We start from the raw sequence: 17492 nt of genomic DNA, 5'->3' as shown, positions 1-17492 counted from the left end.
TGGATGTTGTTCTGTTGTCATGCAAAAATTCCTATTTCTACTGTTAAGCCTGATTTTACTTGGCCCTCTGGGCATCGATCTTTACTTACCAACCATTCCTGCCATTGCCGAAGGGTTGAACAGTAGTGAGTCACTGATCCAATCCACTATCGCTTTGTTCATTTTGGTGCTGGGTCTTGGCCAACTCATTGCAGGGCCGATGGTCGATAAGTATGGGCGAAAGCCCGTCGCCATCATTGGCATCATCCTTTATATGCTCGGTGCTGCAATGGCCGCGTTAGCGGTCAACCCATTCATGTTCGTCAGTTCCCGCTTAGTGCAAGGGGTTGCCGTTTGCTGCACAGCCGTCGTGGCATTCAGTGGTGTTCGTGATCGGCTAAATGGCAACGAGGCCGCTCGCGCCTTTGGCTTCCTGAATGGAACATTAAATATCGTCCCAGCCTTAGCACCGCTGTTGGGCGGTTTACTGGCCGAAGCATTCGGTTGGCGTGCCCCCTTCTGGTTCCTCGCGCTGTACGCTTTATTGGTCTTAATCCTCGTAATTCTCTTTTTACCAGAAACACGCCCAGCGGATACCCAGCCTTCAAATGGCTTACCGATAAAAAACTATCTGCGTATTTTACGCGATGACCGTTTCCTGACCTTCGCGCTGGTCAATGCTGGCGCGATGGGCATGGCATTAACCTATGTGTCATTGGCGCCCAATGTCTTGATGGTCGGTGCTGGGCTTAGTCCGTTGCAATTTTCGCTCGCTTTCGGGGCTAATGGTTTTTGGATCATGGCTGTCAGCTTTTTTGCTAATCGGATTATCCAAAAAGTGGGCCGCCCTACCTGCCTGATGACGGGCAGTTTACTGATGGCATTGGGCGCAGTGGGTCTATTATTTGGCCTGACTCAGCTCTCACCTGAAACACAAGGTCACTGGTTGGTCTATATGTTACCTGTTGCCAGTGCCTGCGCAGGTTTAGCCTTTATGATGGGGCCAGCGACGAGCTATGCACTAGAGCCTTATGCTAATGAAGCCGGTGTGGCCTCCGCTTTAGTCGGGTTTGTTCAGATGGCTGGGGGGGCGGGATTGGGACTACTAGCAATGGCATTGCCGATTGAACCTAAATTGTCACTCGCGATCGTCATGTTAGTCGGTTGCTTACTGGCATGGCGGGCACGCCGCGCCAGCAAACATGTTCGCGGCTCATTACAAAAAATAAACTAACAGCCCAACTCGGTGGCGAACATCCCGAAAACTAGCCATTAAGTCGTCATCCTCTCGCGTTAGAGGATGACGACTCATTACCGTCACGGCACAGACTACTTAACTTTAGTCACTTGCTTAACATCCAGTTCAACTGAATTCCAGTCTTTATCAATTTCCCCGTACAACTCCACCGTGTCCTTCGGTGTAATCGTCAGTCCATTCCAACGTTTGTGATCGATATCGACATTGATGGTTCCTGTCGCATCACGGAAAATATAGTGCTCACCACCGATACGCTGTTCGATGTTCCCACGTAAGGTCACCCAAGTGTCATCACTCATCGTTTTGGCTTTTTCAACCGTTATCGCCCCGACATTTGGGCCACTAAAGCCACCATGAGTTGTCGCCTGAGTCACTGGCGTATTGGGGTCGATAAAACCGCCATTTTGCGCCAAAACCGGTGCACTGCATATCGCAAGGATGGCAAATAAAGCAGCTGTTTTTTTCATTATTTTTTCTCTCTCTTCAGATTTAGTTCAGCATTAGCAAAGGCTGTTGTTGCTCTTCGGAAGGCATTACACCAAAGAGTTCTTAACAAAATCTTAAGGACACTGCTTACCCACTTTTATTTTTCAAAACTGCCCACAATGCTGGAATAACACGGCTTATCGCTGTACAACATCACAGCCAGATAGTTAGATACAGACAGATAGTTAGATACAGGCAAACAGTTAGATACATTCTTTCGCGCATCATAAGAGACAAAGACCATGCGAGTATTACTCATTGAAGACGACAAACTGATTGGTGACGGGATCAAAGCCGGTTTGATGAAAATGGGATTCAGCGTGGACTGGTTTGCCGAAGGTAAACAAGGGTTAAATGCATTGGGGACTGCCCCCTATGACGCGGTGATATTAGACCTGAGTCTACCGGGTATGGATGGTCTCGATATTTTGCGTAGCTGGCGACGAAATGGTCACGACGAACCTGTTTTAATCCTCACGGCACGGGATGCCATTGAGCAACGTGTTGCGGGGCTGCAACAGGGAGCTGACGACTACTTGTGCAAACCTTTCGCCCTGATTGAAGTTGCTGCTCGCCTACAAGTGCTGATCCGCCGCCGCCATGGGCAAGTACAGACGGCTTTAACCCATGGTCCGGTATCGCTCGACCCCATCAACCTAACCGTGACACACAACGGTGAACCCCTCTATTTGAAGCCTAAAGAGTTCGCGCTTTTAGAGTTGCTGTTACGGAACGAAGGCCGTGTCTTACCTCGATCATTGATTGAAGAAAAGATTTATAACTGGGATGACGATGTGTCTAGCAACGCGATAGAAGTCCATATTCACCATCTGCGCAAAAAGTTTGGCGGCCACTTTATCCGTACTGTCCATGGGATCGGCTATACGCTCGGAGATATCGCATGAAATCGCTGACGCGTAGCCTTAGACTCCGGCTGATTTTAGGCTTCATTATCCTTATTGCCCTGACGTGGATGTTTGCTAGCCTCTTAGCTTTACATCAGACCCGTAAAAATGTTGATGAGGTATTCGATACTCAGCAAATGCTTTTTGCTAAGCGCCTGACTGCCCTTAATATCAGCGACCTCACGGTTAAGCATCCCCAATTGCCACGCAGCAAAAAAATGGGCCACCATCGCCGCGGTGACGTGGATGATGATGCACTCGCCTTTGCCATTTTCACTACCGAGGGGAAAATGGTATTGAACGACGGTGATAATGGCCCGGACTTGCAATATGACTACCAGCAAGACGGCTTCAGTAATGGCACTTTGCAAGGCGACAAAGACGCGTGGCGCTTAGTGTGGCTCACCACGCCAGATGGTCAATATCGTGTAGTGGTAGGGCAAGAATGGGATTATCGTCGTGATATGGCGATTGATATTATCAAAGCTCAGCTTTTACCTTGGGTCATTGCGTTGCCGATAATGGTGCTGTTGTTGATTTGGTTGGTCACACGTGAGCTGGCCCCCCTTAAGCGATTGGCAAAACGTCTGCATCATCGCCAGCCAGAAGACGAAACACCGCTGCCGTTGGATGGCATACCGAGTGAAGTCAAACCCTTGGTTGTGGCGCTTAACAGCTTGTTTGCCCGTACGGGTGATATGTTGGTACGTGAGCGTCGCTTTACCTCAGATGCTGCCCATGAGTTACGCAGCCCACTGGCAGCACTGAAAGTGCAAACTGACGTCGCGCTGCTCGCACAGGATGATACTGAAGTACGGGAACATGCGTTATCCAACCTCACCGAAGGCATTGACCGTGCCACTCGCTTAGTTGATCAACTCCTCACTCTTTCTCGTTTGGATTCACTGTCTGGCTTGGACGATGTACAAGACATTGCGCTACAAGATGTATTACAAACTGGCGTGATGGATAAGTATCACAAAGCGAGAGCTAATGGCGTGGAACTGATGTTAGATATCCGCCAGACACCGCCGCCACGCCGTGCTCAACCTTTACTGTTGGCGCTACTAGTCAGAAATTTGCTCGATAATGCCATCCGCTACAGTCCACAGGGCAGTACGGTAAAAATCACGCTAGATGCACACTATTTTAGTGTCGAAGATAATGGCCCCGGCGTTAGCGCTGAGTACCTACAACGGCTGGGAGAGCGTTTCTTCCGCCCCCCTGGCCAAGCGCAAACTGGTAGTGGCCTAGGGTTATCCATCGTACAACGTATTGCTGCACTGCACGGTATGACAGCGCATTTTAGCGAAGGAAAGAACGGCGGGTTTCGGGCCGAAATAAGATGGTCATCACGCCCCTAAATTGACGCTAATGAAGCAATGCGATTAATACTGGCCCGCGAGTTTCTCTCGTGGGCCGCGACGATGACGATTTCAAGCACAAACGTTGACCGGCACTCTGCTCGCTAGCGCACACATCAGCTCATAGCCTACCGTTCCTGCTGCTGCGGCCACATTATCAATCGGCAGATTTTCCCCCCATATCTCAACTTTGCTGCCAAGCTGTGCCTGTGGGCAAGGTGTTAAATCTACCGTTAGCATATCCATGGAAATCGACCCCACGGTATGCGTCATGATGCCATCGACTAAGATTGGGGTGCCGCTGGGTGCTAAACGCGGATAACCGTCAGCATAGCCGCAGGCCACCACCCCAATCCGATGCGCACTACTGGCACTGTAACGACTGCCATAACCGACGTGATGGCCCGCTGATAGCGCCTGTATCGCGATAATTTCACTGTGCAAATGCATTACTGGGCGCAGCCCCATATCGGCGATATCAGCAACATCTCCGCTCGGAGAAGCGCCATAAAGGATAATACCGGGTCGAACCCAATCGTAGTGAGTCTCGGGATGGCGCAAAATGGCCGCTGAATTAGCAAAACAACGGGCTGCCGGAATGTGTCCGCTGGCTTGCTGAATACGCGCGAATTGCTCCCCCGCGCCAATCGTATTATCAGCATTGGCAAAATGGCTCATGAGTGTCACATCACCGACATTGCTCAGGCTTTTCGCCCATTGCCATACCGCTTCAGCTTGCCCAATAGGGAAACCTAAACGGTTCATACCACTGTTTAACTTTAAATAGATATTAAGGGGGGCTGTTAAGCGCGCCGCATTGATCGCCTCAAGCTGCCAGTCGCTGTGTACCGTGGTGGTAAGTCGGTAGTGATCCAACAGTGCGAGATCTTGCGGTTGGAAGAACCCCTCAAGCAGCAAAATGGGACCTTGCCAGCCCTGTTCACGCAGTAATACCGCTTCATTGAGGTCCAGCAATGCAAAGCCATCCGTTGCATCCAGCCCCTGCCAGATACGCGCCAAACCGTGGCCATAGGCATTGGCCTTTACTACAGACCATATCTTTGCTGTACCTGCGTGGCGGCGAACAAGACTCAAGTTATGGCGTAAAGCAGATAAGTGCAGCTGAGCGGCGATCGGGCGAGGCATGCTTATTCCTTTCAGAACAAAATGTGAAGGTCTACCGCCCATTAGCCATATGCTGCAAGGCGGTCATTATGGATCACGCAAATTAGCGAACAGGATGCACATCATGTAACGGCGTAAAATTCACTGGCCGAAAGCCAGAGCTATATCGCGCAACCGCTAAGTCATCAGCCAAAATTGCAGGGCGACGCCCATACATAATATCAGCCAATAGCTGGCCTGAACCGCACGCCATGGTCCAACCCAATGTGCCATGTCCCGTGTTCAAATAGAGATTCTTAAGCGATGTACGCCCGATAATGGGCGTCCCATCCGGTGTCATTGGCCGCAACCCCGTCCAGAACGTAGCCTGACTGATATTACCGCCATGGGGGTATAAATCGCCGACGACCATTTCCAGTGTTTCACGCCGTGCTTGCGCCAACTGGGTATTAAAACCAACAATTTCAGCCATGCCGCCTACCCGAATACGGTCATCAAAACGCGTGATCGCAATTTTGTAGGTTTCATCCAGCACAGTAGACACGGGAGATGAATCGGGATCGGTAATTGGAATGGTCAGTGAATATCCTTTCAGCGGATAAACCGGAATGGAAACTAACCCCGCCAACAAGGCCGTCGAGTAAGCACCAAAGGCCACCACATAGGCATCAGCTTTAATAATATCGTCGCCACATAGCACCCCTGCAATTTGATCACCGTCCACCAACAACTTATCGACTGATTGATTAAATCGGAATTTGACGCCAGCCTGTTCTGCCATCTTAGCCAGACGTTCAGTAAACAGTTTACAATCGCCGGTTTCATCATTCGGTAGCCGTAAACCGCCAGTGAGTTTATGTGCGACTTTCGCCAAAGCGGGCTCGACAGTGGCCAATTGGTCTGCGGTTAGCAACGAATAAGGCACACCCGCATCATCCAACACAGCGATATCCTTAGCGGCGTTATCAAACTGCTGTTCGGTACGGAACAATTGAAGTGTTCCACCCTGTCGGCCTTCATACTCAATACCGGTGTCTTCTCGCAATTCTTTTAAGCAATCACGGCTGTATTCGGCCAAACGTACCATGCGACTTTTGTTGAGCATATAATGGGAGGTGTCGCAATTTCTGAGCATTTGCCACATCCAACGCAGTTGGAAACTGCTGCCATCAAGGTGTATGGCGAGCGGAGCATGACGTTGGAACATCCATTTTATTGCCTTGAGTGGCACACCAGGTGCTGCCCATGGAGCGGCGTACCCGGGGGAGATCTGCCCTGCATTACCCGCGCTGGTTTCCTGCGCTGGCCCATCCTGACGATCAATGACCGTGACATCATGACCATCTTTGGCCAGATACCATGCACTCGCAACCCCAACGACGCCACTGCCTAAAATGACGATACGCATATCACTCTCCCTAACGACAGCAAAAGCATAATGTTCTGTTGACAGAAAATTAACCTAGCAGAAAAAACTATCCAACATATTAATTATAGCCTGTGACTTGATTCACAATTAATTTACTCTGCAATGAGTTTTCAGTTCAATAGCCACTAGAAAATAGCGATAAGATTCTATTTTTATGTCGTTATGCGTTAGAAAGGCTAAAAAATGTCAAATTTATCCCTACTTACAGAAGGATTAATTAGCATCTTGCACAAGCCACATTTATTAGTTTTATATTCTTTAATATCCCTATATATTCGGAATAATAATCCAGTTAAACGCCATTTTAGTTTATTCAGCCTGTCGATAAATAAATAATCTATATTGACATAAGGCCTTGCCATGCCTCAATTTGTTCATAATGAGCTAGGATTATTGAAGTACCGGTATTTTGCAGGGTTATATAACCGTGAGGATGCGCTAATGACGACTTCAACACCGAAACAGACTGCACAAGATAAGCGCCTGACTGACGGCCCGGACTGGACATTTGAATTGTTACAGGTCTATCTGGATCAGATTGACAAGGTGGCAAAACATTACCGGCTTGAAACTTACCCTCATCAGATTGAGGTTATTACCTCAGAACAAATGATGGATGCCTACTCGAGCATCGGCATGCCCATTAACTATACCCATTGGTCATTCGGTAAGAAATTCATCGAAACCGAGCAAAAATACAAGCATGGTCAGCAAGGCCTAGCCTACGAGATTGTTATTAATTCCAACCCCTGTATCGCTTACTTGATGGAAGAAAACACCATCACTATGCAAGCACTGGTGATGGCTCACGCCTGCTATGGCCATAACTCCTTCTTCAAGAATAACTATCTGTTCCGTGCATGGACAGATGCCAGTTCCATCGTGGATTACCTGCTGTTTGCTCGCCACTACATCAGTGAATGCGAGGAACGTTATGGTGTGGAAGAAGTTGAGCGGCTGCTCGATTCTTGCCATGCGTTGATGAATTACGGGGTGGATCGCTATAAACGCCCACAAAAAATTTCGTTAGTTGAAGAGACTGCCCGTCAAAAAAGTCGCGAAGAATACCTGCAAAGCCAGGTTAATTCATTGTGGAAAACGCTGCCACGTAAAGATCGTGGGGAAGTACAAGCACAGGCCCAACGTTACCCCAGCGAGCCACAAGAAAACCTGCTCTACTTTATGGAAAAAAATGCCCCTTTGCTGGAATCTTGGCAACGAGAAGTGCTGCGGATCGTCCGAAAAGTTAGCCAATATTTTTACCCACAAAAACAGACTCAGGTCATGAACGAAGGCTGGGCAACCTTCTGGCACTACACCATTCTCAATCATCTCTATGACGAAGGTCAGGTCACGGAACGGTTTATGATGGAGTTTTTGCATAGCCATACTAACGTTGTCTATCAACCTCCTTATAACAGCCCTTACTATAACGGCATAAACCCCTACGCACTGGGTTTCGCCATGTTCCAAGACATCAAGCGTATCTGCCAATCACCGACCGAGGAGGATTACTATTGGTTCCCTGATATCGCTGGCAAGGATTGGCTGGATACGCTTCATTTCGCGATGCGTGACTTTAAGGACGAGAGCTTTATCAGCCAATTCCTATCACCAAAAGTCATGCGAGACTTCCGGCTCTTCACTGTATTGGATGATGATAAAAATAATTATCTGGAGATTTCGGCCATTCACAATGAAGAAGGCTATCGTGCTATCCGCAATGAATTATCCGCACAATATAACCTGAGCAATCATGAGCCCAACATTCAGGTATGGAATGTCGATTTACGCGGGGACCGTTCTCTCACCCTGCGCTATATCCCTCATGACAGAGCACCGCTGGATAAGAGCCGCCAACAAGTGATGAAACATATTCATCGTCTTTGGGGGTTTGATATTCATATGGAGCAACTGAATGAAGATGGCAGTATTGAGCTGCTAGACAGCGTGCCGCCAAGGGCGAATAAGCTTTAGCTATTTAGGACGAGTCAGCTATTTAAAACAGATCACCAAAGAAAAAGGCCGCTTGCGCGGCCTTTTGTTTCGAGAAAGACTCACTCTTTTGGAGTGGCACCCTCTACTCGGCTTTTTAGCTTTTGCCCTGGACGGAAAGTCACCACACGGCGCGCCGTAATAGGGATGTCCTCACCCGTCTTCGGATTACGGCCCGGACGTTGGTTCTTGTCTCGCAGATCAAAATTGCCAAAGCCAGAGAGTTTAACCTGTTCACCATTCTCGAGAGCACGACGTACTTCCTCAAAGAATAACTCGACCAGATCTTTAGCATCTCGTTTGCTAAGCCCAAGCTTTTCAAACAGATGTTCTGACATTTCAGCTTTAGTAAGCGCCATAGGTTCAATCCCTCAAGGATGCTTGGAATCGCTGTTTTAACGCCTCTACACATCTTGCAACGGTAGCGGCGATCTCCTCTTCTTCCAGTGTACGGGCGGTATCCTGCAACACCAGACTAATAGCCAGACTCTTATAACCTTCTGCTACGCCCTTGCCACGGTACACATCAAACAAGTTTACGCCAACTACCTGATTTGCGCCAACTTTCTTACACTCTGCCAAAATATCTTCTGCGGGAACGTTTTCAGCTACCACAACAGCGATATCACGACGGTTTGCAGGGAAGCGAGAAATCTCGCTGGCTTGAGGCACGGCGCGGTCTGCAAGCTTGTTCCATAACAATTCAAACACTACCGTTCGGCCATTTAGATCCAGCTTACGTTCCAGTTCAGGATGAACTACACCAATGAAACCAATGTGTTCCCCCGATAAATATATTGCCGCACTCTGCCCCGGGTGAAGTGCCGAATGGGATTCTGCACGGAACTGAACATCAGATAATTTGCCAGTAAGTTCCAGAATTGCTTCCAGATCGCCCTTCAAATCATAGAAGTCGATTGGCTGGCGCACCAGATCCCAATGTTCTTCGTAACGATGCCCAGCAATGACGCCAGCCAGCATGACATCCTGTCTAACGCCAAGATCGGCTGTGTTATCAGGTACAAAGCGTAGGCCACTTTCGAATAAACGTAAACGAGATTGCTGGCGATTCTGGTTATAAACTACTGCAGACAGCAAACCGGTCAGCAGTGACAAACGCATGGCAGACATATCAACAGAGATAGGGCTAGGTAAAATTAATGCTTCTTGTTGTGGGTGCAGTAATGCTTGCACTTTTGGGTCAACAAAACTGTAAGTAATTGCTTCCTGATAGCCACGATCCACTAATGCTGTTTTGACTCGCTTCAGAGATAAATCCGCTTCACGGTGTTTTGTCATCACCAAATCTGCTTTGATCGGCACATCTGGAATATTGTTATAACCGTAAATACGGGCAACTTCTTCGACTAAGTCTTCTTCGATTTCCATATCGAAACGCCAACTTGGTGCGACAGCTTGCCAGTCAGTACCTAGCTCAGTCACCTGACAGCCTAGGCGGCGAAGAATGTCACTCACCTGCTCAGAAGGCACATGGTGACCAATTAAACGATCCAGTTTTTCACGGCGTAGCGTGATAGTGGCCCGCTTTGGCAAGTCTTGCGCTGCCGTGACGTCGATAACGGGGCCTGCTTCACCACCACAGATATCAATTAGCAAACGAGTCGCCCGTTCAATCGCCTTATGCTGCAATGCTGGATCAACGCCACGTTCATAACGATGAGAGGCATCAGTATGCAGACCATGGCGACGCGCTCGTCCTGTAATTGACAGTGGATTGAAGAATGCAGACTCCAACAGGACATTACGGGTTTCTTCATTAACACCAGAATGCTCGCCACCAAAAATACCGGCCATCGCCAGCGGTTTTTGCTGGTCGGCAATAACCAATGTGTCAGCATTCAGTTTAGCTTTTGTTCCATCCAAAAGTGTCAGCTCTTCGCCTTCGGCTGCTAGACGGACAATAATGCCACCTTCGATACGGTCCAGATCAAACGCATGCATCGGCTGACCTAACTCAAGTAAGACAAAGTTAGTGACGTCTACAACAGGATCAATCGAGCGAATACCGCAGCGGCGCAATTTCTCACGCATCCACAATGGCGTGGCGGCTTTAACGTTAATGCCCTTCACTACGCGGCCCAAATAACGTGGGCAAGCTTGTGGTGCATCTACGCGGATAGGGAAAGTGTCATTAATCGAGGCGGCAACTGGGCTCATATCCGGCTCAGTTAATGCCAGTTGGTTAACAACAGCGACATCACGTGCAACACCGATAATGCCTAAGCAATCCGCACGATTCGGTGTCACGCTGATTTCAATGGTTTTATCATCTAACTTCAGGTATTCACGAATATCAACACCGATTGGGGCATCTGCTGGTAGCTCGATAATACCATCGTGATCTTCTGAAATTGCTAACTCAGAGAAAGAACACAACATGCCTTCTGATGGCTCACCACGTAACTTGGCGGCCTTAATCTTAAAGTCTCCAGGTAAAACAGCGCCCACTGTCGCAACCGCAACTTTCAGGCCTTGACGACAGTTCGGTGCACCACAAACGATGTCCAGCAGACGATCACCACCCACATCAATCTTGGTCACTCGCAGTTTATCTGCATTTGGATGCTGACCACATTCCACGACGTGACCGACAACAACACCATTAAATTCGCCCGCAACAGGCTCAACGCCATCAACTTCAAGACCCGCCATTGTAATTTGATGGGTTAATTCGTCACTGCTAATGGCTGGGTTCACCCATTCGCGTAACCAAAGTTCACTGAATTTCATGAGATATTCCCGCCTTACTTAAACTGTTTGAGGAAACGCAGATCATTTTCGAAGAAGGCTCGCAAATCAGTGACACCGTAACGCAGCATTGTTAAACGCTCCATCCCCATGCCAAATGCAAAACCTGAATAGACTTCAGGATCAATACCTACGTTTCGTAATACATTTGGGTGCACCATGCCGCAGCCGAGTACTTCAAGCCATTTCCCATTTTTGCCCATAACATCCACTTCAGCAGATGGCTCAGTGAATGGGAAATAAGAAGGTCGGAAGCGAATTTGCAGATCTTCTTCGAAGAAATTACGCAAGAAATCGTGCAAAGTGCCCTTCAAATTGGTGAAGCTAATATCGCGATCAACGATAAGCCCTTCCATCTGATGAAACATCGGTGTGTGGGTTTGGTCGTAGTCATTACGATAAACACGGCCTGGCACGATAATCCGAATCGGAGGTTGCTGACCTTGCATCGTACGAATTTGTACCCCTGATGTCTGGGTACGCAACAGGCGAGTGGCGTCAAACCAGAAGGTATCATGGTCAGCACGAGCCGGGTGATGTGCCGGAATATTCAATGCGTCGAAGTTATGATAGTCATCTTCGATTTCAGGGCCTGACTCAACAGAAAAGCCCAGCTCACCAAAGAAAGTTTCAATACGATCAATTGTTCTCGTCACCGGATGCAGCCCACCATTTTCCATACGACGCCCTGGCAAAGAGACATCAATGGTTTCAGCTGCAAGCCGAGCGTTCATGACCGCCGATTCTAGCGAGTCTTTGCGGGCATTAAGTGCTTCTTGTACTTCCTGCTTGGCCTGATTAATGACTGCACCGGCTGCTGGGCGGTCTTCTGCTGGCAGCTCACGTAACGATGTCATCTGAAGGGTCAAATGGCCTTTCTTGCCCAGATATTCGACGCGTACCAAATCCAACGCGGCAACATCTTGGGCATTTTCTATGGCTGCTTTCGCTTTGGCAACCAGCTCTGCGAGATGTGGCATTGTTTCCTCTTCCTCTGGCCGGTATGGCCCGCTTGTAGTTATATCCTTCGTATCTGCCGTTGCAGGCGTACACTGCAACTACAATTACTTCAGGTATATTATGAGTTAAAAACCGATGAGTAGAATATTTTTCACACAAAATCAGCAAGATATCTATTAGTTATATTGCTTCTATCATCACCTGAAGTGGCTTAGATCACAAACAAAAAAGCCTCCACTATGGGAGGCTTTGGCGTTATTTTTCGTTTCTATTCTTACGCACCAGCCTCCTGAAATCAGGCGCTAAAGTAAAAAAAGAAACGAAAAGTAACTACATGCATCATAACGATGGCCTTAATTGCCAAGAAACTCAAAGATTAAAAGAGGGAGACAAGCTCCCTCTTCCATTCTGACTTACGCCAGAGCTACTTTCGCTTTTTCGACCAGTGCAGAGAATGCCACTTTATCGAATACTGCGATGTCAGCCAAGATCTTACGGTCGATTTCAACAGAAGCCTTTTTCAGACCATTGATGAAACGGCTGTAAGACAAGCCATTCTGACGAGCAGCTGCGTTAATACGTGCAATCCACAGTTGGCGGAATTGACGCTTCCGTTGGCGGCGGTCACGGTAGGCGTATTGGCCTGCCTTGATTACTGCCTGGAATGCAACACGATAAACGCGCGAACGGGCACCGTAGTAACCTTTCGCCTGCTTTAAAATCTTTTTGTGACGTGCACGTGCTACCACACCACGTTTTACGCGAGCCATGTACTTCTCCTATCGTCTTAATTCAAACCAAAATTACTTATGCGTACGGCAGACATGCCACGACCAGACCCAGATCATTCTTAGATACAAGGCCTTTTGGACGTAAATGACGTTTACGCTTAGTAGCTTTTTTGGTCAAAATATGACGCAGGTTAGCATGCTTACGCTTAAAACCACCATTGGCGGTCTTTTTGAAGCGCTTAGCGGCGCCGCGTACTGTCTTAATTTTTGGCATTGAATATATCCACTTCGCATTGTTAATTACAACGAGCTAGCTAGGCGAACAGACTCCGACTACGCAAGCGTAGAGAAGCCTGTTACTTGAATGCCTTACTGTCTCTTCTTAGGTGCGAGCACCATGATCATTTGACGGCCTTCGATACGAGTCGGGAAGGACTCCACAACGGCCAAATCAATGTCTTCGCACAGATCTTTACGGACGCGGTTAAGCACTTCCATGCCGATCTGCTGGTGCGCCATCTCACGCCCACGGAAACGTAGGGTGATTTTGGCTTTATCGCCATCTTCCAGAAAGCGAATCAGGTTGCGTAGTTTGACCTGATAGTCGCCATCATCGGTACCAGGACGGAATTTGATTTCCTTGACCTGAATAACTTTTTGCTTCTTCTTCTGTTCTTTTGTCGACTTGCTCTTCTCATAGAGGAATTTGCCGTAATCCATGATACGACAAACCGGCGGCTCGGCATTCGGACTGATTTCTACTAAATCAACACCAGCTTCCTCAGCTTTTTCAAGAGCTTCATTCAGACTGACAATACCAATCTGTTCACCATCGACGCCTGTTAAGCGAACTTCTGTGGCGCGAATCTCTTTGTTGATGCGATTAGGACGCGCCGGTTGAACTCGTTTTCCGCCTTTAATACTTTATTCCTCCAGTTGATGAAGACTACGGCTGCGAATTTCTGCTAGCAGCTGGTCTACGACCACGTTGACATCCAAGCTTCCCAAGTCTTTACCGCGGCGGGTACGAACGGCAATCTTGCCTGACTCGACCTCTTTATCGCCACAGACCAACATATATGGAACTCGACGCAACGTATGTTCTCGAATTTTAAAGCCAATCTTCTCATTTCTCAAGTCCGCTTTTGCCCTAATCCCTGCATCTTGCAGTTTTTTGGTCACTTGTTGGACATAATCAGACTGGCTATCGGTGATATTCATCACCACGACTTGTACCGGAGCTAACCACGTTGGGAAGAAGCCTGCGTATTCTTCGGTTAAAATACCGATAAAACGCTCTATCGACCCCAAAATGGCCCGGTGAATCATTACCGGCACCTGACGATCATTGTTTTCGCCGATGTAAGACGCACTTAAGCGGCCCGGTAATGAGAAATCGAGCTGTACGGTACCACACTGCCACGCACGATCCAAACAATCATGCAAGGTAAATTCAATTTTAGGCCCGTAGAACGCCCCTTCACCCGGCTGATAATCAAACGGAATGCCGTTTTCAGTCAGTGCAGCAGCCAAATCGGTTTCGGCTCGAGTCCATTGCTCATCACTGCCGATACGTTTTTCAGGACGAGTAGACAGCTTAACCACAATTTTCTCGAAGCCAAAGGTGCTGTACATGTCGTACACCATCTTGATGCAACTGTTCACTTCATCGCGAACTTGCTCTTCGGTACAGAAAATGTGCGCATCATCCTGAGTAAAGCCACGAACACGCATGAGGCCGTGAAGAGCGCCCGATGGCTCATTACGGTGGCAGCTACCGAACTCGGCCATACGCAATGGCAAGTCACGGTATGATTTTAACCCTTGGTTGAAAATCTGAACGTGACCAGGACAGTTCATTGGCTTGATGCAGTACTCACGGTTTTCTGAGGATGTGGTAAACATATGTTCGCCATAGTTTTCCCAATGCCCCGTTTTTTCCCACAGTACGCGGTCCATCATAAACGGCCCTTTCACTTCCTGATACTGGTACTCTTTAAGCTTGGTGCGCACAAAGGTTTCCAGCTCACGGAAGATGGTCCAGCCGTCGTTATGCCAGAACACCATACCCGGTGCTTCTTCTTGCATGTGGTAAAGGTCCAGTTGCTTACCAATCTTGCGATGGTCGCGTTTGGCCGCTTCTTCCAGACGTTGCAAATAAGCATTTAGTTGCTTCTTATCACCCCAAGCCGTGCCATAAATACGTTGCAGCATTTTATTATTGCTATCGCCACGCCAGTAAGCACCGGAAGTTTTCTGCAATTTAAAATGATGGCAGAAACGCATGTTCGGTACGTGTGGGCCACGACACATATCAACGTATTCTTCATGGTGATATAAACCAGGGCGATCATCACGACTGATATTCTCATCGAGAATAGCCACTTTATAATCTTCACCACGAGCAGCAAAAGTGTCACGGGCTTCTTGCCAACTGACCTTTTTCTTAATGACGTCGTAATCTTTATCGGCAAGTTCATGCATCCGCTTTTCTAGCAGATCCAAGTCTTCCTGCGTCAAGGTACGGTCAATATCGACATCGTAATAGAAACCGTTGTCGATAACTGGGCCGATTGCCATTTTGGTATCTGGCCAAAGTTGCTTGATGGCGTGCCCTAACAAGTGTGCACAAGAGTGGCGGAGTATCTCCAGCCCTTCAGCATCTTTGGTGGTGATAATGGCCAGTTGAGCATCAGATTCGATCAAGTCGCTGGCATCTACCAGCTCGCCATTGACACGGCCAGCGATACAGGCTTTTGCCAAACCGGGGCCGATATCTAAAGCAACATCAAGCGCAGAAACGGCGTGATCGTAATGACGCTGACTGCCGTCAGGAAGGGTAATAACAGGCATTCTAATTCCTTATCTACAGTGGTGACCCACACGACAGATCACATGCAAAATTCAATACTATTTAAAATCAAGATGTTATAAACGCTATCAGGCTTTACTTTGCCTGATATGTACACTCATATAGACAATTTGCTTTGTGCATAGGGTGTGACGCTATAACGGACTCGCCATACTACCATTCCCATTATTGATTTATCCACCCAGAATGGTGTCTTTATTGGGCATCACTCCCACATAAGAAAACCATGTAGCGACACCGCAAATAGAAATTGCAGCGCTAGAAGATGTAACGAGCTAACGCTGCATTAGAAGGGTTATGCTTTATATATTACGATCATATGGGTCCCGATGTTATCGCACCAGTCAGATTAGCCCCTGGCATTTTAACGCCACTCATACCTGTTTTTATCATTGTGGCATTGGCAAATGTTGAACAAGTTAGATTAGCTTTAGCTAGTTCAGCATCGGTCAGATTAGCGCTAGTGAAATTTGCACAAGTGAGGTCAGCACTACTGAGATCTGCATTTATGAGATTTGCGCTAGTCAGATTAGCACAACTCAAGTCAGCCCCTATAAGGTCGGCGTCTTTAAGATTAGCATTGCCTAACTCAGCAGAAGTTAGGTTTGCTTTCGACAGATCAGCATTGACTAAGTTGGCACGAAATAATGTTACTTGGGACAAGTTAGCTCCTCGCAGATTTGCACCTGCCAAGTCTGCTCGAAATAATGTTGCTTGGAACAAATCAGCGCCTTTCAGATCTGAATCTGCTAAATCCGCACCGTTTAGGTTAGCTTGAGATAAGTTAGTCTGATTCAAGTTAGCACTAGCTAATTTGGCACCACTCAGGTCAGCACCGACTAAATTTGCTCGGGACAAATCGAATTCGCTGAGATCGACATTCGAAAGGTCGACCCCAGCCAAGTTCATTTGACCTTGCTCTGTTAATATCACAGGGTTTTGGGGCAGTTGTAATTCATCTCTTAGCTTTAATGTTCGGCAAACATCTTTGTAGGTCTGAAGATTAATTTTAGAGCTCTCAGTGTAATTACCTTTTCTGACTTCCACTGTGACATTATCTGAATCTCTTTCTGACATGATGAATGATACTTCGCATCCATTAATATCGTTAATTGTGATGTTTGCTAGCTTTTCTATATCTGTAATTTTTAAAGCCTCAACCATCTTTTCCATCACTTCCTTATAAAGACTTTCATTACCCCGCCGTACACCGCCGAAAGTGAGAATATTAATGATGTGTTCTAGGATACCTTTTGGTGAGGCTGCTTCTTTTATGGCATCAAATGAACCTATGCCTGCTGCGTAACCTATATTTAAAGTACTGCTACTTGAAACATTATTTGTCATGATTATCAGCCTTATGCTGGAGTGTAATCCCCCAGCTTATACAACTGTTATTTTATTTTTATCGTGTTAAAACCTTATTTTAAGGGGGCGGCAAGACATAATTTAAGTGATATAAGTGGATGAAAGTAATAATCGCCCACGCTTAAGTCACTCTATTCATTTGGTAAACACGAACCCAACGCCTTTCTGCTAGCTCCTTACAGCCCAAAACTTCAAATTTTTGCTATGCGGCATTTAAGAAACTCCTGGCTCTGAACCAACACAAAAAGGAC

The 17492-nt window shown here is 47.5% G+C and carries 16 protein-coding genes and 1 other annotated feature; of the genes, 4 read left to right on the top strand and 12 right to left on the bottom strand.

Annotated features, from left to right (window positions below):
* Window positions 1–19: 19 nt before the first annotated feature.
* Window positions 20–1213: a multidrug effflux MFS transporter gene (locus DA391_RS10565; RefSeq protein ID WP_050080659.1), complete on the top strand. Its 1194-nt coding sequence runs from the start codon at window positions 20–22 to the stop codon at window positions 1211–1213.
* A gap of 95 nt (window positions 1214–1308) precedes the next feature.
* Here DA391_RS10565 and DA391_RS10560 read toward each other — a convergent pair whose 3' ends face one another.
* Window positions 1309–1704 carry a YgiW/YdeI family stress tolerance OB fold protein gene (locus DA391_RS10560; protein ID WP_050080658.1) on the bottom strand — a complete coding sequence of 132 codons (396 nt, stop codon included), beginning with the start codon at window positions 1702–1704 and terminating at the stop codon, window positions 1309–1311.
* A 261-nt stretch (window positions 1705–1965) separates the two neighbouring features.
* On the opposite strand from DA391_RS10560, the gene qseB reads away from it, so the two are divergent.
* Window positions 1966–2628 (top strand): quorum sensing response regulator transcription factor QseB, encoded by a 663-nt coding sequence (qseB, locus tag DA391_RS10555; RefSeq protein ID WP_050080657.1) that lies wholly within the window; start codon window positions 1966–1968, stop codon window positions 2626–2628.
* Entirely contained in the window at window positions 2625–3992 is a 1368-nt protein-coding gene (gene qseC / locus DA391_RS10550; protein WP_050080656.1) for a quorum sensing histidine kinase QseC, read from the top strand. The genes qseB and qseC overlap by 4 nt, the downstream gene beginning before the upstream one ends.
* A 72-nt stretch (window positions 3993–4064) precedes the next feature.
* Here the strand turns inward: qseC and dadX are convergent, their stop codons facing one another.
* Both dadX and DA391_RS10540 read right to left on the bottom strand, forming a co-directional pair.
* Window positions 4065–5138 carry a catabolic alanine racemase DadX gene (gene dadX / locus DA391_RS10545; protein ID WP_050080654.1) on the bottom strand — a complete coding sequence of 358 codons (1074 nt, stop codon included), beginning with the start codon at window positions 5136–5138 and terminating at the stop codon, window positions 4065–4067.
* Window positions 5139–5220: 82 nt separating this feature from the next.
* The gene (locus tag DA391_RS10540) at window positions 5221–6525 is read right to left on the bottom strand and encodes a D-amino acid dehydrogenase (RefSeq protein WP_050080653.1); all 1305 of its coding nucleotides are present in this window, start codon (window positions 6523–6525) and stop codon (window positions 5221–5223) included.
* 462 nt (window positions 6526–6987) lie between these two features.
* Here DA391_RS10540 and DA391_RS10535 point away from each other — a divergent pair, with 462 nt between their 5' ends.
* A complete protein-coding gene (locus DA391_RS10535; RefSeq protein ID WP_050080778.1) occupies window positions 6988–8523 on the top strand; it encodes a SpoVR family protein in 1536 nt (511 codons plus the stop codon).
* 80 nt (window positions 8524–8603) lie between these two features.
* On the opposite strand, the gene ihfA is transcribed toward DA391_RS10535, so the two are convergent.
* The 9 genes from ihfA to DA391_RS10495 form a co-directional block, all read right to left on the bottom strand.
* Window positions 8604–8900 (bottom strand): integration host factor subunit alpha, encoded by a 297-nt coding sequence (ihfA, locus tag DA391_RS10530; protein ID WP_004875238.1) that lies wholly within the window; start codon window positions 8898–8900, stop codon window positions 8604–8606.
* A 4-nt stretch (window positions 8901–8904) separates the two neighbouring features.
* Entirely contained in the window at window positions 8905–11292 is a 2388-nt protein-coding gene (gene pheT, locus DA391_RS10525; RefSeq protein ID WP_108087685.1) for a phenylalanine--tRNA ligase subunit beta, read from the bottom strand.
* Window positions 11293–11306: 14 nt separating this feature from the next.
* Window positions 11307–12290, bottom strand: coding sequence for a phenylalanine--tRNA ligase subunit alpha (gene pheS, locus DA391_RS10520; protein WP_050080651.1), 984 nt, complete (start codon window positions 12288–12290; stop codon window positions 11307–11309).
* 201 nt (window positions 12291–12491) lie between these two features.
* Window positions 12492–12614, bottom strand: a sequence feature (Phe leader region).
* Complete coding sequence (pheM, locus tag DA391_RS24725; RefSeq protein WP_226722699.1) at window positions 12566–12610, bottom strand: pheST operon leader peptide PheM; 45 nt, start codon at window positions 12608–12610, stop codon at window positions 12566–12568. Its footprint overlaps the feature before it by 45 nt.
* 69 nt (window positions 12615–12683) lie before the next feature.
* Window positions 12684–13040, bottom strand: coding sequence for a 50S ribosomal protein L20 (gene rplT, locus DA391_RS10515; protein ID WP_004706556.1), 357 nt, complete (start codon window positions 13038–13040; stop codon window positions 12684–12686).
* A gap of 37 nt (window positions 13041–13077) precedes the next feature.
* A complete protein-coding gene (gene rpmI, locus DA391_RS10510) occupies window positions 13078–13275 on the bottom strand; it encodes a 50S ribosomal protein L35 (protein WP_002211834.1) in 198 nt (65 codons plus the stop codon).
* Between the two features lie 95 nt (window positions 13276–13370).
* Window positions 13371–13922 carry a translation initiation factor IF-3 gene (gene infC, locus DA391_RS10505; RefSeq protein WP_071822392.1) on the bottom strand — a complete coding sequence of 184 codons (552 nt, stop codon included), beginning with the start codon at window positions 13920–13922 and terminating at the stop codon, window positions 13371–13373.
* 3 nt (window positions 13923–13925) lie between these two features.
* Window positions 13926–15854, bottom strand: a complete 1929-nt coding sequence (gene thrS / locus DA391_RS10500) for a threonine--tRNA ligase (RefSeq protein ID WP_049607145.1) — start codon at window positions 15852–15854, stop codon at window positions 13926–13928.
* A gap of 334 nt (window positions 15855–16188) precedes the next feature.
* Window positions 16189–17220 (bottom strand): pentapeptide repeat-containing protein, encoded by a 1032-nt coding sequence (locus tag DA391_RS10495; RefSeq protein WP_050285706.1) that lies wholly within the window; start codon window positions 17218–17220, stop codon window positions 16189–16191.
* Window positions 17221–17492 lie beyond the last annotated feature (272 nt).

The organism is Yersinia massiliensis, from assembly GCF_003048255.1.
In the GTDB taxonomy this organism is placed as follows: Bacteria; Pseudomonadota; Gammaproteobacteria; order Enterobacterales; family Enterobacteriaceae; genus Yersinia; species Yersinia massiliensis_A.
This window is presented reverse-complemented; position numbering and strand designations above follow the sequence as displayed.